This window comes from Pseudacidovorax sp. 1753, assembly GCF_040544975.1.
Classification (GTDB): Bacteria; Pseudomonadota; Gammaproteobacteria; order Burkholderiales; family Burkholderiaceae_C; genus Xenophilus.
The window spans coordinates 478,564-495,223 of record NZ_JBEPKY010000001.1; the positions used below are offsets into that span (position 1 = coordinate 478,564).

Below are 16,660 nucleotides of genomic sequence, written 5' to 3' on the forward strand. Positions count from 1 at the left end.
CCTCGGTTCATGGCGTCGTGGATAAGAAGCTCATCGGGCGAGCAGTGACTGGATCAGCAGCACTTCCACCTCGTGGCAGCGCACCAGGCGCAGCCAGCGTGCGTCGTCCATGTCGGGCGTGCGCGCGGCATGGAGGCTGATGCGGCAGCCGGGCGTCGCTGCACCGGGCAGGGACGCGGCCTCGACCGTGGCGTGGATGCGGGGCGCCAGCGCATCGGGCGCGCCGCCGACGTGATAGGTGACCCTGCCGCGCGCCGCATCGAGCACCGGCCGCACAAAGCCCTCGGAGCCGTCGAACAGCGAATGGCCCTGCACCACGCCATCACCCACGTCACGGGTCTGCCAGCAGCCCAGCGCCCAGCGGCCGAGTTCCAGGCCGTCGACCAGGAAGGCCAACGCCCGGTCGGCGGGCACGGCGCACAGCACCGACGCGCAATGGATGGAAGCGGGAATGGCATCCATGACGGTGCCGTTCAGCGCGTCAGTCGCGCCAGCTCACGCAGCGCGCCGACCACGTCTTCCGCCGTGTTGTAGAAGTGCGGCGCGATGCGGATCACGTCGTTGCGGGCCGACACCACGAAGCCGGCAGCCAGCATCCGCGCCTCCACGTCGGCGGCGTTGCGCACGCGGATCGCGGTGTTGGCCCCCTTGGCGCCGGGGGCCGTCGGGCTCACCACCTCGAGTCCGAGACGTGGCGCCTCTTCCAGCGCCACGGCCGAGAGCAGGCCCAGCCACTCCTCGATGGCCGGCACGCCGACCTCGTTGAGCAGGCCGATGCTGGCGCGCGCCACGCTCGCGCACATCATGGGGGGCGTGCCCGTGTTGAAGCGTTGCGCACTCGCGGCAAAGTCCAGCCGGGCAGGATCGAAGGCGAAGGGATTGACCCGGCCGAACCAGCCGGTGACGGCCGGCTCCAGCTGGCGAGCCAGCTCGGGTCGCACGTAGAGGAAGGCGATGCCCGGAATGCCCAGCAGGTACTTCTGGGCGCCGGCGGCGAGCATGTCGACGCCCTGGGCGCGCACGTCGATGGCCAGCGAACCGGCCGACTGGTAGGCATCGACGAACTGCAGCGCGCCCTGCGCGCGCGCGGCGGCACCCGTGGCGGCGATGTCCACGAGCTGCCCGTCATAGAAGCAGGCCTGCGACACGGAGACCAGCGCGGTGGACGCGTCGATGGCCTGCACGAGCCGGGCCGTGGTGTCGCTCGCGCCGGGTCGGGCCTGCACGAAATGCACCCGGGCGCCGCGCCGCGACTGCTGCGCCAGCCACACGTGGCAGACCGAAGGAAAGTCGAGGCTGCCGGTGACGATGCCGTCGCGCCCGTCCTCGAAGCGCAGTGCCGAGGCGATGCTGGACGCGGCATCGGACACGCTGCCGAGCACCGCCACATCGTCGGCATCGGCATGGATCATGCGAGCGAACTCGGCACGCGCCAGCGCCACCTGCTCCATCCAGTAGCCCCAGTCGGCGCCACGTGTGGTCCACACCGCCAGGTAGTCGTCGATGGCCCGCTTGACCGGCAGGCTCATCGCGCTCTGCGAGCAGCTCGACAACTGGACGGTGTTCTCCAGGATGGGGAAAAGCTTTCGGTATGAAGAAAATGGATGGGTCATGACGCTGTTGTTGTGGAGGCCTTGGGGTGCTTGAAGCGATGAATCCGCACGCCGGCGCGGCGGCTTCGCCCTCGGCCTGGATCGAGGTGCCGCAGTTCGACTGGCAGGCACTGACGGCAGCCGGCGCCCTGCCTGCGGTGGCTTTCCGCAAGGGCCAGACGCTGTTCTCGCAGGGGGATGCCGCAACGCATGTGCAGCTCATCGAACAGGGGCGGGTCCGGCTGATGCTGTGGTCCGAATCCGGTCACGAGAAGCACCTGGCCATCGTCGGCCGCCATGGCCTGGTGGGCGAGTGCAGCGCCTTTCTGGATGGCCGGCAGTCGATGACGGCCGTGGCCTCGTGCGACGGGATGGCGCGCCAGATCGAGCGCACCCATCTGCTGCGCTGCATGCAGGCCGACGCCACCTGTCTGCGGCAGGTGCTGTGGCTCATGGGCACCAAGCTGCGCGTGCTGGCGCAGCAGAACCTGCTGCTGAGCCAGACCAGCGCGGCCGAGCGTGTCGTGCACCACCTGCTGCAGCTGGCCGACACCTACGGCGAGACGCAGGCAACGGGCGTGGCGATCGGCGTCTCCTTCACGCACCAGGAGATGGCCAACATCACCGGCCTGAGCCGCGTGATGACCTCGAACGTGATGAGCCAGCTGCAAGGCCAGGGGCTGATCGAGATGGCGAAGTCCCATTGCGTGATCCGCGACATGCAGGGGTTGCGGCGACTGGCGCCGAAGCTGTAGACGCCCGGGGGCGGCGCAGCCAGTCTAGGAACGCGGCTGGGGGGTGTATGTCAACGGCTTTACAAGGTGCATCGCGCAATGCCCCCCCAAAGAGAAAGCCCGCACAGGCGTGGGCATGTGCGGGCTTGAAGCTGGTGCCCCCAGCAGGAATCGAACCTGCATCTGCCCCTTAGGAGGGGGCCGTTCTATCCATTGAACTATAGGGACCGGGGCACTGGCCGCGGGCCGTGGGAGGCCGGCGGCAGGCCCGCGACTTTAACCCAAGCGGCCGGCCTCGCCGCGCAGGGCCAGCACGTCCGCATGCAGGCTCTGCGCCCAGCCACGGCGGTCGCGGCCCTCGGCCGGCTGGGGCTCGCCGAACTGCACGACGGCCACCAGCGGCGGCGCGCGCAGGGTGCGCCACAGCGAGCTGATGAGGGTGTCGTCGTCGACGTAGACGGGCGCAAAGCTCACGTCGCCCGTGGCGGCATCGAGGAAGCGCAGCGCCACCGGCTGCACCGGCGCATCGGCCGAGATGGCCGACTGCAGCAGGTTGGCATGGAAGGGCAGCAGGCCGCGGCCGTCGCTGGTGGTGCCTTCGGGGAAGACGGCGATGCGGTCGCCCGCGCGCAGGGCCTCGGCCATGTGGTGTGCCACGCGCAGCGCATCGCGGCGCTTTTCGCGCTCGATGTAGAGCGTGCCGGCACCGGTGGCCAGCGTGCCGATCAGCGGCCAGTGCCGCACAGCCGACTTGGAGACGAAGCGCACATGGCGGGCGGCATGCAGCGTCATGATGTCCAGCCACGAGACATGGTTGGCCACCACGAGCACGGGGCCGACCTCGGGCACCGGCCCGCGCACCACCAGGCGGATGCCCAGCAACTGCAGTGCGCGCTGGGCCCAGCGCTCGACCAGCATGGCGCGCGTCGGCGCATCCAGAGCGGCGAAGCGGCGGCGGATGGTCCACCAGCCGAGTGCGGAATGGCCCAGCAGCCGGATCAACCGGACCAGGGCGACAAGGGATCGGAGCATGAGGGTCGGAGGAGGCAACGCGGGAGACAGGGCGCAGCCGCGCCGCTCAGGCGGCTTCGTGCACCAGCTGTCCGCCCACGAAGGTCGCGCGCACGGCGCCCACCAGCGCATGGCCGGCAAAGGGCGTGTGCTTGCCCTGGCTGCGCAGCGCCTCTGGCAGCACCTGCCATTCGCGGCGCGGGTCGGCCACCACCACGTCAGCAGGGCCGCCCACGGCCAGGCGGCCGAGTTGCGCGCCGGTCTCGCCCAGCAGGCGCGCCGGCGCCTGGGTGATGGCCTGCACGGCGCGCGACAGTCCGGCACCGCTGCGCTCCGCCCACAGCAGGGCCAGGGGCAGCAGCAGCTCCAGGCCGGTGGCACCGGGCTCGCTCTCGGCGAAGGGCAGGGTCTTGGCGTCGGCCTCCACCGGGGTGTGGTCGGAGACCAGCGCGTCGATGGTGCCGTCGGCCAGCGCGGCCGAGAGCGCATCGCGGTCGCGCTGCTGACGCAGCGGCGGCGTCAGGCGCGCGCGGCTGTCGAAGAAGCCGATGTCGGTGTCGGCCAGATGCAGCGAGTTGATGCTGACGTCGCAGCTCACCGGCAGGCCGGCCGCCTTGGCCTCGCGCACCAGCTGCACGCCGGCCGCGCTCGACAGGCGACACAGGTGCACGCGGGCGCCGGTGGTCTTCATCATCTCGAAGATGGTGAACAGGGCGATGGTCTCGGCGGCCACGGGCACACCCGACAGGCCCATGCGCGTGGCCAGCGCCCCGCTGGCGGCCACGCCCTTGCCCAGGTCGCGGTCCTGCGGACGCAGCCACACGGTGTAGCCAAAGGTGCTGGCGTACTGCAGCGAGCGCTGCAGCACCACGTTGCCGGACAGCGGCACCTCGGCCTGGCCGAAGCCGATGCACCCGGCCTCGGTCAGCTCGGCCATCTCGGTCAGCACCTCGCTCTTGAGGCCGCGCGTGAGCGCGCCCTGCGGAAAGAGGCGGGCCTTCTGCAGCTTCTCAGCGCGGAACTTGAGCATCTCGACCAGGCCGGGCTCGTCGAGCACCGGGTCGGTGTCGGGCGGGCAGACCAGGCTGGTCACGCCGCCGGCCACGGCCGCGGCCATTTCGCTTTCGAGCATGCCTTCGTGCTCGTAGCCGGGCTCACGCAGACGCGCGGCCAGGTCGACCAGGCCGGGCAGCACCAGGCAGCCGCTGGCATCGATGGTGCGCTCGGCGTTGAAGCCAGCAGGCACCTCGCCGATGCCGGCGATGCGGCCATCGGCGATGGCCACGTCAGCCACGCCATCAAGGCCCGAGGCCGGATCGATCACCCGGCCGTGTTGGATCAACGTATTCATCATTCTTCCCATCAGCAAATGGCGTCCGAGCGGCGTAGCGAGCGCGTCGAGGTTGTGCCGAGCAGCGCAGCCGTACTCACGTACGGCGAGCAGCGCAGGCGCAAGATCGGCGCGCGCAGTAGCCGAGCGGGCGCCATTTCATGCTTCGTTACCTGCCACGATGCTCATGACCGCCATGCGGACCGCGATGCCGAAGGTCACCTGCGGCAGGATCACGCTCTGCTTGCCGTCCACCACCTCGGAGGCGATCTCCACGCCGCGGTTGATGGGCCCCGGATGCATCACGATGGCGTCGGGCTTGGCCAGCTGCAGCTTCTCGGGCGTGAGGCCGTAGGTCTTGAAGTACTCCTGGCTCGACGGCAGCAGCGCGCCGCTCATGCGCTCGTTCTGCAGGCGCAGCATGATGACCACGTCGCAGTCCTTGATGCCCTCTTCGAGCTTGTGGAAGACCTTGACGCCCATGGGCGCCAGGTCGCCCGGCACCAGCGTGCGCGGGCCCACCACGCGCACCTCGGCGGCGCCCAGCGTGGTCAGCGCATGGATGTCGGAGCGGGCCACGCGCGAATGCAGCACGTCGCCCACGATGGCCACCGTGAGGTTGGAGAAGTCCTTCTTGTAGTGGCGGATGGTGTACATGTCGAGCAGCCCCTGCGTGGGGTGCGCATGCCGGCCATCGCCGGCATTGATGACGTGCACATGCGGCGCCACATGCTGCGCGATCAGATACGGCGCGCCCGACTCGCTGTGCCGCACCACGAACAGGTCGGCCGCCATTGCGCTCAGGTTGGCGATGGTGTCCAGCAGCGTCTCGCCCTTGGCCGTGGAGCTGCGGGCGATGTCGAGGTTGATGACGTCGGCCGACAGCCGCTTGGCCGCGATCTCGAAGGTGGTGCGGGTGCGCGTGCTGTTCTCGAAGAAGAGGTTGAACACGCTCTTGCCGCGCAAGAGCGGCACCTTCTTGACCTCACGGTCGCTCACGCTGACGAAGTTGGCGGCGGTGTCCAGGATCTGCGTGACGATGGCCTTGGGCAGGCCCTCGATGGACAGCAGGTGGATCAGCTCGCCGTTCTTGTTGAGCTGGGGGTTGCGTTTGTAGAGCATCCGATCAGGCCTCCCGCCGGGCCGCCCCAAGGGAGGCCTGCGCCCCCTCGGGGGGCAGCGAATACACGAAGTGATGAGCGTGGGGGGTCAACGCACTTCCTCGACATGAAAGCGGAGGCTGCCGTCGTCGCCGCGTGCGAGCGCCAGAAGCTGCGTATCGGGCAGCGTCAGATGCGCCGCCGCGAAGTCCGCCGCCACCGGCAGCTCGCGACCCCCGCGGTCCACCATCACTGCCAGGCGCACGCAGGCGGGCCGGCCGAAATCGAACAGCTCGTTGAGCACCGCACGGATGGTGCGGCCGGTGTAGAGCACGTCGTCCAGCAGCAGCACGTCGCTGCCGTCGACGTCGAAGGGCAGCTGCGTCTGCGCACTGGCGGCCATGCCGCGGCGCGCGAAGTCGTCGCGGTGCATGGCCGAGGAGATGACGCCGGGCGCGCCGGCCAGGCCCAGGTCTTTCTGCAGCCGCTCGACCAGCCAGGCGCCGCCGGAGGTCACGCCCACCAGGCGGGTGTGGTCGCGCATCAGCGGCTTCACGCCGGCCAGCAGCGTCTGGTAGAGCCCCTCGGCATCGGGCAATGCGTTCACGGAAGGTTCCTCAGGAATTGTTCAAGGATGATGCAGGCGCTGGCGGCGTCGGCGTCGCGCGCGCCGGAGGCGATGGCTTCGGTGGTGCTGTAGCGCTCGTCCACCTGGTAGACCGTGAGGCCGAATCGGCCGTGCAGCTGGCGGGCGAAGCGCAGGGCGGCGCGGGTGTTGTCGTGCGCGGCGCCGTCGGGGTGATAGGGCACGCCCACCACCAGCGCATCGGGCTGCCATTCGCGGATGCGGGCCTGGATCTGGGCGAAGCGGGCGTCGCCCTCGGCCTTGATCGTGGCCTGCGGCGTGGCGTTGCGCAGCAGGCGGTTGCCGCTGGCCACGCCGGTGCGCTTGAGGCCGAAATCGAAGGCGAGGAAGGTCTGGAAGTGCGCGGGGACGTCGGCGTTCTCAGGCATGGCCGGCTTCCGGCGACAGGGTCCAGGCGGCCAGGCCGAGCAGCGACAGCGCCTTGTCATAGCGCTGCTCCACCGGCGTGTCGAAGATGACGGCCGGGTCGGCGCCCACGGTGAGCCAGGCGTTCTCGGCGATCTCGGATTCGAGCTGGCCCTGCTCCCACGACGAATAGCCCAGGGTGACCAGCACCTTGCGTGGGCCGGCGCCGGTGGCCATGGCCTCCAGCACGTCCTTGGAGGTGGTCATCTCCAGGCCGCCCGGGATGGTCATGGTGGAGGCGTAGACCGAGTGCGGCTTGCCGTCGTCGGCCGGCGGGGCGCCGGTGGTGTCCTCGCCCACGACGGGTTCATGCAGCACGAAGCCGCGTTCGGTCTGCACCGGTCCCCCCTGGAAGACGGGGGCATCGTCGAGGTCGGGGCGGGCCAGGCGCAGCTCGATCTTCTGGAACAGGCCCTTGAGGTCGATGTCGCTCGGCTTGTTGATGATCAGCCCCAGCGCGCCGCGTTCGCCGTGCTCGCACAGGTAGACGACGCTGCGGCTGAAGGCCTGGTCCTGCATGCCCGGCATCGCGATGAGGAAGTGATGCGTGAGATTGGTCAGGGCAGAATCGACGGACATATGCCTCCAATTTTAGTGGCCGTCGACAAGCCCTTCGCCCGGGGGCTCATGTGGTTCCGGCGTGACCTGCGGGTGCAGGACAACGCGGCGCTCTACCACGCACTGCGCAGCTGCCGTGAGGTGGTCTGCGCCTTCGTGTTCGACCGGGCCATCCTCGACGCTCTGCCCCGGCGCGACCGGCGGGTCGAGTTCATCCAGGAGTCGGTGCTGCAGTTGCAGGCCGCCCTGCGCAGCATGGGCGGTGACCTGGTGGTGCGCCACGCCGTGGCCGAGGAAGAGATCGCCCCCCTCGCCCGCCAGCTGGAGGTGCAGGCCGTCTTCGCCAACCGTGACGACGAGCCCGCCGCGCTGGACCGCGACGCCCAGGTGCTCGGCGCCCTGGCCAACGCGGGCGTGAGCTTCCAGACCTTCAAGGACCATGTGGTCTTCGAGCGGGACGAGGTGCTGACCCAGGCCGGCGGCGTCTATTCGGTGTTCACGCCCTACAAGCGCGCGTGGATGGCCAAGGCGGAAGACGCCTTCTACCTGAGCCCCTACCCGGTGGAGCGCTACGCCGACGCCCTCATCCCCACGCCGGCCGAGCACCGCACCGAGGTGCCGGCCTTGGCCGACCTGGGCTTCGAGCCCACCAACCTGCACGAGCTGGGCCTGGGCGGCGGCATGGCCGGCGCGCGGCAGCTCTTCGACGAATTCGTCGGACGCATCGACCGCTACGACAGCACCCGCGACTTTCCCGCCGTGCGCGGTCCCAGCTACCTGGGCGTGCACCTGCGCTTCGGCACGCTCTCCATCCGCGAGGCGGCGGCCACCGCCCATGCCCTGGCCGGCAACGGCAGCCGCGGCGCCGCCACCTGGCTGGGCGAGCTGATCTGGCGCGACTTCTATGCCCAGGTGATGGCGCACCGGCCCGACCTGGCCGAGGGCAAGAGCTACAAGCCCGAGTACGACCGCATCCGCTGGCACCACGGCAAGCATGCCGACCAGCTCTTCGCCGCCTGGTGCGAGGGCCGCACCGGCTATCCGCTGGTGGACGCCGGCATGCGGCAGCTGGTGCAGTCGGGCTACATGCACAACCGGCTGCGCATGGTGACCGCAAGCTTCCTGTGCAAGGACCTGGGGCTGGACTGGCGCCGGGGCGAGGCGTTCTTCGCCGAACACCTGAACGACTTCGAGTTCGCCTCCAACAACGGCGGCTGGCAGTGGGCCAGTTCGAGCGGCTGCGATGCGCAGCCCTACTTCCGCATCTTCAACCCGGTGACGCAGAGCGAGCGCTTCGACCCGGAGGGCAAGTTCATCCGCCGCTACGTGCCCGAGCTCGCCAGGCTGTCCAACAAGATGATCCATGCGCCGTGGCTCGCCAAGCCGGTCGAACTCGAAGCCGCCGGGCTGCGCATCGGGCAGGACTATCCGGCGCCGGTGGTGGACCATGGCGAGGCGCGGCAGCAGACGCTGGCGCGCTATGCAGTGGCGCGGGAGAGCGCGGAGCGGGCGGCCTGAGAGGAATGGCTCATGGCGCTCGCGTTGGGCGATGTGCCCAGCGCGCGACTCCCGGCCGCGTTCAGCCGGCCGCCGTGCGCCGCTGCAGCAGTTGCGCCGCCACCGCGACGGCGATGACCTCGGGCTCCTTGCCCGTCACACCCGGCACGCCGATGGGGCAGGTGATGCGCGCCATCTCGGCCTCGCCGAAGCCGCGCGCTTCCAGCCGATGCCGGAAGGTGGCCCACTTGGTCTTGCTGCCGATCAGGCCCACGTAGGGCAGGTCGCCCCGCTCGCGCAGGCGCCTGAGGCAGGCAATGACGATGTCCAGGTCTTCCGCATGGCTGAAGCTCATGATGAGCACATGCGTGCCCGGCGGCAGCGTGGCCACGGCGTCCTGGACCGGCTCGCTGTGCTCGGTGTGCACCTGAGCCGGCAATGCATCGGGGAAGACGCCATCGCGGCTGTCGATCCAGCGCACCGAATAAGGCAGCGTGGCCAGCAGCCGCGCCAGCGCCAGGCCTACATGGCCGCCGCCGAAGATGGCGACGGGCGCGAGGTGCTCGGTGAGCTGCCGGCGCAGTTCGGCCGCATCGGCCGCCCCCACGCGGCGCATCGACAGGTGCACCACGCCGCCGCAGCACTGCCCCAGGCTGGGGCCGAGCGGGTAGCGCGTGCGCAGGGGCCCGGCGGCCGGCGACTGGAGCAGGGCGCGGGCCTCGTCGATGGCCTGGAATTCGAGCTGGCCGCCGCCGATGGTCGCCGTGAGGCCCTGCGCCCAGACCAGCATCCAGGTGCCGGCCTCGCGCGGGGCCGAGCCTTCGGTGGCCTCGACGCGCACCAGCACGCCGTCTTCGGCGGCCAGACGGGCAAGGCCGTCGTCGAGGGCGCCGGTGCTCATCGCGCGTCCCCAGGCAGCTGCGCGGACCGGTGCCGCGCAGCACCCCGGGCGGGGCCCGCAGGCGCCGTCATCAATGGAAACACGGCCGCGCCGCCGCGCAGGTATAAAGCCGCGCCATGATCAAGAACACCTTCTCGCGCCTGGGCCTGCTGGCCGCCTGCACCGTGGCCGCTGCATGGCTGGCCGGCTGCGGCAGCACCGGCTCCACGGTGCCGGGCCAGATCTCCGACGCCACGGCGCCGCGCGAAGCGGTGGCCGCCGCCGAGCCCGCGGGCAGCTCCCGCGCCCGCACACCGCGCGAGTACCGGCAGGATGCCGCCCGTCATGTCTATGCGCGCAACGCGGATCGCATCTACGCCGGCAAGCTGCCGCCCATGCTCTACGCCGTCGGCGTGCTGGAAGTGAAGCTCGACGCGCGCGGCCAGGTGACCGGCATGCACTGGCTGCGGGCGCCGAAGCACGCGCCCGACGCCATCGCCGGCATCGAGCGCACCGTCCTGGCCGCGGCGCCCTACCCGGTCGCCACGCGGCTCGGGTCCGTCGTGTGGACCGACACCTGGCTCTGGGACCGGAGCGGCCGCTTCCAGCTGGACACGCTGAGCGAAGGCCAACTGCAGCAGTAAGGCAGGCCCGCCGCTGCCGAACCGATGCAGAGGCGGGCGACGCATTCAGGACCCCCGGTACGTGGAGTAGCTCCACGGGCTCACCAGCAGCGGCACGTGGTAGTGCTGGTCGGTGTGGGCCACGCCGAAATCCAGCGCCACACGGTTGAGGAAGTTGGGCTGCGGCAGCTCGACACCGCGCGCCTTGAAATACCCCGCCACATCGAACACCAGGCGATAGGTGCCGGCCTTGAGGCTGCTGTTGTCATACAGCGGCCCATCGCTGCGGCCGTCGTGGTTGAGGGCGAAGCGCCGCACCAGCGTGGCCGCCTCACCGTCCGTCGTGTAGAGCGCCACTTCCATGCCGGCGGCGGGGCAGCCGTGCATCGTGTCCAGTACGTGGGTGCTCAGGCCCATGGGGCATCTCCTTGCGAGTCGTTGAAATGGACGGCAAAACGCACCGGGGTGGGACCGGGGCAGGACCGGGCGATCCGTCCACAAAAGTGTATACACATTTGTGTCGTGAAGCTATCATGCCCGCCATCATGGAGCCGACCACGACACGCGCGATCGTCGATGCCCTGACCCGGGCCATCGTCGAACACCGGCTGCAGCCGGGCAGCAAGCTGGCCGAACAGAAGCTGGCCGACCACTTCGGCGTCTCGCGCACGCTGGTGAGGCAAGCTTTGTTCCAGCTCTCGCAGAACGGGCTGATCCGCCTGGAGCCGGCACGCGGTGCCTTCGTGGCCGCGCCCTCGGCGGACGAGGCCCGCCAGGTGTTCGGCGTGCGCCGCATGCTGGAGGCCGAGATGGCGCGCGAGTTCGCCCGCCAGGCCACGACGGCGCAGATCAAGGCCCTGAAGGAACACGTTGCACAAGAAAAGGCCGCCGTGGCCGGGGAGGACGTGGAAGGTCGAACCGAGCTGCTCGGCGACTTCCATGTGCGCATGGCGGAGCTGATGGGCAATCAGGTGTTGGCGCAGATCCTGAGCGATCTGATCTCGCGCTGCGCCCTGATCACGCTCATGTACCAGAGCGCCGCCGAGGCCGCGCATTCCAACGACGAGCATGCCGACATCGTCCGCGCCCTGGCGGCGCGCGATGGCGACAAGGCTGCGCGGCTGATGACCGAGCACCTGCAGCACGTCGAGGACAACCTCACCCTGGACCGCAAGGTTCCCACCAGCGACATCACGCTGGCGCTTTCCTGAGACCCCCATGCCCACCGTCTACGACGCCACCCTTCCCTATCCGCGCGACCTCGTCGGCTACGGCCGCGACGTGCCGCATGCCCGCTGGCCGGGCGGTGCCCGCATCGCGGTGCAGTTCGTCCTCAACTACGAGGAGGGCGGCGAGAACAACGTGCTGCACGGCGACCCGGGCTCGGAGCAGTTCCTGTCCGAGATGTTCAACCCGGCGAGCTATCCCGACCGGCACATGAGCATGGACGGCATCTACGAATACGGCTCGCGTGCCGGCGTATGGCGCATCCTGCGCGAGTTCGAGCAGCGCGGCCTGCCGCTCACCGTCTTCGGTGTGGGCATGGCACTGCAGCGCTACCCCGAGCTGGCCGTTGCCTTCAAGGAGCTGGGCCACGAGATCGCCTGCCACGGCTGGCGCTGGATCCACTACCAGAGCGCCGACGAGTCGCTGGAGCGCGAGCACATGCGCTTGGGGCTGGAAGCGATCGAGAAGCTCACCGGCGAGCGCCCGGTCGGCTGGTACACCGGCCGCGACAGCCCGCGCACCCACCGCCTGGTGGCCGACGACGGCGGCTTCGAGTACGACAGCGACTACTACGGCGACGACCTGCCCTTCTGGATGAAGGTGCAGAAGACCGACGGCAGCGTGGTGCCGCAGCTCATCGTGCCCTACACGCTGGACTGCAACGACATGCGCTTCGCGCTGCCGCAGGGCTATTCGCATGCCGACCCCTTCTTCCAGTACATGAAGGACAGCTTCGACGCGCTCTATGCCGAAGGCGACCCGGCCGGCCTGGACCGGCCCAAGATGCTGAGCATCGGCATGCACTGCCGCCTGCTGGGCCGCCCGGGCCGCATCACGGCGCTGCAGCGCTTCCTGGACCACATCGGCCGCCACGACAAGGTGTGGGTATGCCGCCGCGTGGACATCGCGCGCCACTGGCGCCAGACGCATCCCTTCACCGACGCGACCTGAGGAGACACGACCATGGCCCTGACCATCGAGCAACTCAACGCCGCCTCCGCCACCGACGCCGTCGCACTGCTGGAAGGCACCTACGAGCATTCGCCCTGGGTGGCCGAAGGCGCGCTGGCCGAGCGGCCCTTCCGCTCGCTGCAGCACCTCAAGGCCGCCATGGCCCAGGTCGTGACGCGCGCGCCGGCCGAGCAGCAGCTCGCCCTCATCCGCATGCACCCGGAGCTGGCCGGCAAGGCGATGGAGAGCAACGCCCTCACCGCCGAATCGACCAACGAGCAGAGCAAGGCGGGCCTGACGGCCTGCACGCCCGAGGAGCTGGCGCGCATCCGCGAGCTCAATGCGGCCTACGGCCAGAAGTTCGGCTTCCCCTTCATCCTGGCCGTGCGCGGCCCGCGCGGCACCGGCCTGCCCAAGGCCGAGATCCTGGCCACCTTCGCGCGGCGGCTGAACAACCATCCGGACTACGAGCGGGCCGAGGCGCTGCGCAACATCCACCGCATCGCCGAGATCCGGCTCAACGACAAGTTCGGCGTCTCGCCCGAGCTGGGCAACCAGGTCTGGGACTGGCAGGAACAACTGGCCGTGCACAGCGACCCCGGCTTTGCCGAACAGGGCCAGCTCACCGTCACTTATCTCACCCAGGCGCACCGCGCCTGCGCGCTGCAGATCAGCACCTGGATGCACGAGGTGGGCTTCGACTCGGTCGAGATCGATGCGGTGGGCAACGTCATCGGCCGCTACGAGGCCGAGGGCTTCGTCACCAGCGGCGGTGCCGTGCCTGGTGCACCCACGCTGCTGACCGGCTCGCACTACGACACGGTGCGCAACGGCGGCAAGTACGACGGCCGGCTGGGCATCTTCGTGCCCATGGCCTGCGTCAAGGAACTGGCCCGCCAGGGGCGCCGGCTGCCCTTCGCCTTCGAGGTGGTGGGCTTCGCCGAAGAGGAAGGCCAGCGCTACAAGGCCACCTTCATCGGCTCGGGTGCGCTCACCGGCCACTTCAACCCGGCCTGGCTGGACCAGGCCGATGCCGACGGCATCACCATGCGCGAGGCCATGCAGCAGGCCGGCCTGAAGATCGAGGACATCCCGAAGATCCAGCGCGACCCGGCCAAGTACCTGGGCTTCATCGAGGTGCACATCGAGCAGGGCCCGGTGCTCAACGAGCTGAACCTGCCGCTGGGCATCGTCACCTCCATCAACGGTGGCGTGCGCTACGTGGGCGAGATCCACGGCATGGCCAGCCATGCTGGCACCACGCCGATGGACCGCCGCCGCGATGCGGCCTGTGCCGTGGCCGAGCTGATCCTCGCGGCCGAGAAGCGCGCCCGCCAGGACGCCGACTCGGTCGCCACCGTGGGCATGCTGAACGTGCCTGGCGGCTCGATCAACGTGGTGCCGGGCCTGGCCAAGTTCAGCCTGGACATCCGCGCGCCACGCGACGACCAGCGCAATGCCGTCATCGCCGACGTGCTGGCCGCGCTGGAGGAGATCTGCACCCGCCGCGGCCTGCGCTACACGCTCGAAGAGGCCATGCGCGCCGCCGCCGCGCCCAGCCATCCGGACTGGCAGGCCCGCTGGGAGACCGCCGTCGAATCGCTCGGCGTGCCGCTCTTCCGCATGCCCAGCGGCGCCGGCCATGACGCCATGAAGCTGCACGAGGTCATGCCGCAGGCCATGCTTTTCGTGCGGGGCCTCAACGGCGGCATCAGCCACAACCCGCTCGAATCCACCACCAGCGACGACATGCAACTGGCCGTGCTCGCCACGCAGAAGCTGCTGGACAACCTCGCGAAAGAACAACGATGACCGACTACGCCCAGCTCGACGCCTGGATCGACGCCCATTTCGACGAGGAGGTCAAGTTCCTTCAAGAAATGGTGCGCGTGCCCACCGACACCCCGCCGGGCAACAACGCACCGCATGCCGAGCGCACCGCCGAGCTGATCGCCGGCTTCGGCTTCGACGCCGAGAAGCACGCCGTGCCCGCGCAGGAGGTCAAGGACTACGGCCTGGAGTCGATCACCAACCTGATCGTGCGCCGCCGCTATGGCGACGGCGGCCGCACCGTGGCGCTCAATGCGCACGGCGATGTGGTGCCACCCGGCGAAGGCTGGACGCACGACCCGTACGGCGGCGAGATCGTGGACGGCAAGCTCTACGCCCGCGCTGCGGCCGTGAGCAAGAGCGACTTCGCCAGCTTTACCTTCGCCGTGCGTGCGCTGGAGGCGGTCGCGAAGCCGGCGAAGGGCGGGGTCGAGCTGCACTTCACCTACGACGAGGAGTTCGGCGGCATCCTGGGCCCCGGCTGGCTGCTCAAGAACGGCCTCACGAAGCCCGACCTGATGATCGCCGCCGGCTTCAGCTACGAGGTGGTTACGGCCCACAACGGCTGCCTGCAGATGGAAGTGACGGTGCACGGCAAGATGGCCCATGCCGCCATTCCCACCACCGGCGTGGATGCGCTGCAGGGCGCGGTGCACATCCTCAATGCGCTGTATGCGCAGAACACCCTCTACCAGCAGGTCACGTCGAAGGTGGAAGGCATCAGCCATCCGTACCTCAACGTGGGCCGCATCGAAGGCGGCACCAACACCAACGTCGTGCCCGGCAAGGTGGTGTTCAAGCTGGACCGCCGGATGATTCCGGAGGAGAACCCGGCCGAGGTGGAGGCCGCCATCCGCGACGTGATCGCCAAGGCGGCGGCCGAGTTCAAGACGGCGGCCGGCGGCATCGAGGTCGAAGTCAAGCGCCTGCTGCTGGCCAATTCGATGAAGCCGCTGGCGGGCAACCAGCCGCTGGTCGAGGCCATCCAGAAGCATGGCCAGCAGCTCTTCGGCCAGCCGATTCCGGCCATGGGCACGCCGCTCTACACCGACGTGCGGCTGTACGGCGAGGCGGGCATTCCCGGCGTGATCTACGGCGCCGGCCCGCGCACGGTGCTGGAGTCGCACGCCAAGCGCGCCGACGAGCGCCTGGAGCTGGAAGACCTGCGCCGCGCCACCAAGGTGATCGCGCGCACGCTGGCCGACCTGCTGGCCTGACACGGGTTGGGGGCTGGGCTTCGACAGGCTCAGCCCGAACGGTTGGGATGGATCGGCGGGCGGGGCCACTGACCGTTCGCGCTGAGCCTGGCCCGTCCTGAGCCCGTCGAAGGGTCGAAGCGCCGCCCCTGGCGCGGCACAACGCGATCAGCCGCGCAGCGGCAACAGGATGCCGATGGCCGCAAACAGCGCGCCGCAGGCCCGGTTGAAGCCGCGGCCCACACGCGCCAGCCAGGCGGTGATGCGCTGGGCCAGGCTGGCCAGCACCAGTTCGGTCAGGAACTCGATCAGCAGGAAGGTGCACGCCATCACCGCGAACTGCACGGCCACGTTGCGGGCCGGGTCCACGAACTGCGGCAGGAAGGCGGCGAAGAACAGAATCCCCTTGGGATTGGTCGCCGCCGCCAGGAAGCCCTGGCGGAACAGCGTGGCACCCCGCGCCTGCGACGCGCCTGCCGGCCGCGCCACCTGGATGGGCGGCGCGCGCCACACCTGTACGCCCAGCCACACCAGGTAGGCACCGCCCACCCACCTGAGCACCGTGAGCCACACCAGCGAGGCCTTCAGCAGCGCGCCGATGCCGAACATCGACAGCGCGATGACCAGCAGGAAGCCCAGGCTGCCGCCGAACAGCGTGTAGAGCGTGCGGCGCCGGCCATGCAGCGCGCCGTGTGTCAGCGCCAGCAGGCTGTTGGGACCGGGCGAAAGCGACAGGCCGAGGGCCGCGAGGGTGTAGACGAGCCAGACGTGCAGGGCCATAGGAAGAGGCAGCAGAAGGTGGATGTGGGCGAGCATAGCCATGCGAGCTGACGGCCTGCCTGGGGCAGCACGGCGTTCGCGCCCGGCTTCGACGCAAGGCCTGATGCACCCTGGCCGTTCGCGCTGAGGTTCTATGGTTCTCGTCAAGCGACAGTGGCCGCCAGGCGGGCATCGAACATCGCGTGTTGCTTGAACAGCGAGAAGGCCACGCGCATGAGCTTTCGGGCCAGCACCACCAGAGCCGCAGTCGTGCTCAGCCCTTTGCTGCGCTGCGCCTGGTAGAAGCTCTTCCACGTCTTC

The 16,660-nt window shown here is 69.7% G+C and carries 18 protein-coding genes and 1 tRNA gene; 7 read left to right on the plus strand and 12 right to left on the minus strand.

The genetic code is table 11. The annotated features are described in order from the left end of the window. Positions 1 to 30: 30 nt before the first annotated feature. Both ABIC63_RS02210 and ABIC63_RS02215 read right to left on the minus strand, forming a co-directional pair. Positions 31 to 462: a hypothetical protein gene (locus tag ABIC63_RS02210; RefSeq protein ID WP_354318511.1), complete on the minus strand. Its 432-nt coding sequence runs from the start codon at positions 460 to 462 to the stop codon at positions 31 to 33. 11 nt (positions 463 to 473) lie between these two features. Then, positions 474 to 1,613: an aminotransferase class V-fold PLP-dependent enzyme gene (locus ABIC63_RS02215; RefSeq protein ID WP_354318512.1), complete on the minus strand. Its 1,140-nt coding sequence runs from the start codon at positions 1,611 to 1,613 to the stop codon at positions 474 to 476. A gap of 38 nt (positions 1,614 to 1,651) precedes the next feature. Between ABIC63_RS02215 and ABIC63_RS02220 the strand changes: the two genes are divergently transcribed. Beyond that, on the plus strand, positions 1,652 to 2,347 hold the full coding sequence (locus tag ABIC63_RS02220; RefSeq protein ID WP_354318513.1) for a Crp/Fnr family transcriptional regulator: 696 nt from the start codon (positions 1,652 to 1,654) through the stop codon (positions 2,345 to 2,347). A gap of 132 nt (positions 2,348 to 2,479) precedes the next feature. Here the strand turns inward: ABIC63_RS02220 and ABIC63_RS02225 are convergent. From ABIC63_RS02225 to ABIC63_RS02255, 7 genes are all read right to left on the minus strand, one after another. After that, positions 2,480 to 2,554, minus strand: a tRNA-Arg gene (locus ABIC63_RS02225). Positions 2,555 to 2,602: 48 nt separating this feature from the next. After that, a complete protein-coding gene (locus ABIC63_RS02230) occupies positions 2,603 to 3,358 on the minus strand; it encodes a lysophospholipid acyltransferase family protein (RefSeq protein WP_354318514.1) in 756 nt (251 codons plus the stop codon). A gap of 46 nt (positions 3,359 to 3,404) precedes the next feature. Next, complete coding sequence (locus ABIC63_RS02235) at positions 3,405 to 4,688, minus strand: dihydroorotase (protein ID WP_354318515.1); 1,284 nt, start codon at positions 4,686 to 4,688, stop codon at positions 3,405 to 3,407. A gap of 138 nt (positions 4,689 to 4,826) precedes the next feature. Then, on the minus strand, positions 4,827 to 5,789 hold the full coding sequence (locus tag ABIC63_RS02240) for an aspartate carbamoyltransferase catalytic subunit (RefSeq protein WP_294378034.1): 963 nt from the start codon (positions 5,787 to 5,789) through the stop codon (positions 4,827 to 4,829). 87 nt (positions 5,790 to 5,876) lie between these two features. After that, on the minus strand, positions 5,877 to 6,374 hold the full coding sequence (gene pyrR / locus ABIC63_RS02245; protein ID WP_354318516.1) for a bifunctional pyr operon transcriptional regulator/uracil phosphoribosyltransferase PyrR: 498 nt from the start codon (positions 6,372 to 6,374) through the stop codon (positions 5,877 to 5,879). After that, complete coding sequence (gene ruvX, locus ABIC63_RS02250; RefSeq protein WP_354318517.1) at positions 6,371 to 6,781, minus strand: Holliday junction resolvase RuvX; 411 nt, start codon at positions 6,779 to 6,781, stop codon at positions 6,371 to 6,373. The genes pyrR and ruvX overlap by 4 nt, the downstream gene beginning before the upstream one ends. After that, positions 6,774 to 7,397 carry a YqgE/AlgH family protein gene (locus ABIC63_RS02255; protein ID WP_017757870.1) on the minus strand — a complete coding sequence of 208 codons (624 nt, stop codon included), beginning with the start codon at positions 7,395 to 7,397 and terminating at the stop codon, positions 6,774 to 6,776. The genes ruvX and ABIC63_RS02255 overlap by 8 nt, the downstream gene beginning before the upstream one ends. Between ABIC63_RS02255 and ABIC63_RS02260 the strand changes: the two genes are divergently transcribed. After that, the gene (locus ABIC63_RS02260; protein WP_354318518.1) at positions 7,398 to 8,894 is read left to right on the plus strand and encodes a cryptochrome/photolyase family protein; all 1,497 of its coding nucleotides are present in this window, start codon (positions 7,398 to 7,400) and stop codon (positions 8,892 to 8,894) included. Between the two features lie 61 nt (positions 8,895 to 8,955). On the opposite strand, the gene xdhC is transcribed toward ABIC63_RS02260, so the two are convergent. After that, a complete protein-coding gene (gene xdhC / locus ABIC63_RS02265; protein ID WP_354318519.1) occupies positions 8,956 to 9,774 on the minus strand; it encodes a xanthine dehydrogenase accessory protein XdhC in 819 nt (272 codons plus the stop codon). Between the two features lie 116 nt (positions 9,775 to 9,890). Between xdhC and ABIC63_RS02270 the strand changes: the two genes are divergently transcribed. Continuing rightward, positions 9,891 to 10,397 carry a hypothetical protein gene (locus tag ABIC63_RS02270; RefSeq protein WP_294378016.1) on the plus strand — a complete coding sequence of 169 codons (507 nt, stop codon included), beginning with the start codon at positions 9,891 to 9,893 and terminating at the stop codon, positions 10,395 to 10,397. 45 nt (positions 10,398 to 10,442) lie between these two features. Here ABIC63_RS02270 and uraH read toward each other — a convergent pair whose 3' ends face one another. After that, positions 10,443 to 10,793: a hydroxyisourate hydrolase gene (gene uraH / locus ABIC63_RS02275; RefSeq protein ID WP_294378014.1), complete on the minus strand. Its 351-nt coding sequence runs from the start codon at positions 10,791 to 10,793 to the stop codon at positions 10,443 to 10,445. 128 nt (positions 10,794 to 10,921) lie between these two features. Here uraH and ABIC63_RS02280 point away from each other — a divergent pair, with 128 nt between their 5' ends. The 4 genes from ABIC63_RS02280 to ABIC63_RS02295 are packed head-to-tail and all read left to right on the plus strand — an operon-like array spanning position 10,922 to position 15,601. Next, a complete protein-coding gene (locus ABIC63_RS02280) occupies positions 10,922 to 11,587 on the plus strand; it encodes a GntR family transcriptional regulator (RefSeq protein WP_234196637.1) in 666 nt (221 codons plus the stop codon). Positions 11,588 to 11,594: 7 nt separating this feature from the next. Beyond that, complete coding sequence (gene puuE / locus ABIC63_RS02285) at positions 11,595 to 12,554, plus strand: allantoinase PuuE (protein WP_354318520.1); 960 nt, start codon at positions 11,595 to 11,597, stop codon at positions 12,552 to 12,554. 12 nt (positions 12,555 to 12,566) lie between these two features. Then, positions 12,567 to 14,366, plus strand: coding sequence for a 2-oxo-4-hydroxy-4-carboxy-5-ureidoimidazoline decarboxylase (uraD, locus tag ABIC63_RS02290; protein WP_354318521.1), 1,800 nt, complete (start codon positions 12,567 to 12,569; stop codon positions 14,364 to 14,366). After that, entirely contained in the window at positions 14,363 to 15,601 is a 1,239-nt protein-coding gene (locus ABIC63_RS02295) for a M20 family metallopeptidase (protein ID WP_354318522.1), read from the plus strand. Before uraD ends, ABIC63_RS02295 begins: the two co-directional genes overlap by 4 nt. 147 nt (positions 15,602 to 15,748) lie before the next feature. Here ABIC63_RS02295 and ABIC63_RS02300 read toward each other — a convergent pair whose 3' ends face one another. Beyond that, entirely contained in the window at positions 15,749 to 16,360 is a 612-nt protein-coding gene (locus ABIC63_RS02300) for a LysE family translocator (RefSeq protein WP_354318523.1), read from the minus strand. Positions 16,361 to 16,660 lie beyond the last annotated feature (300 nt).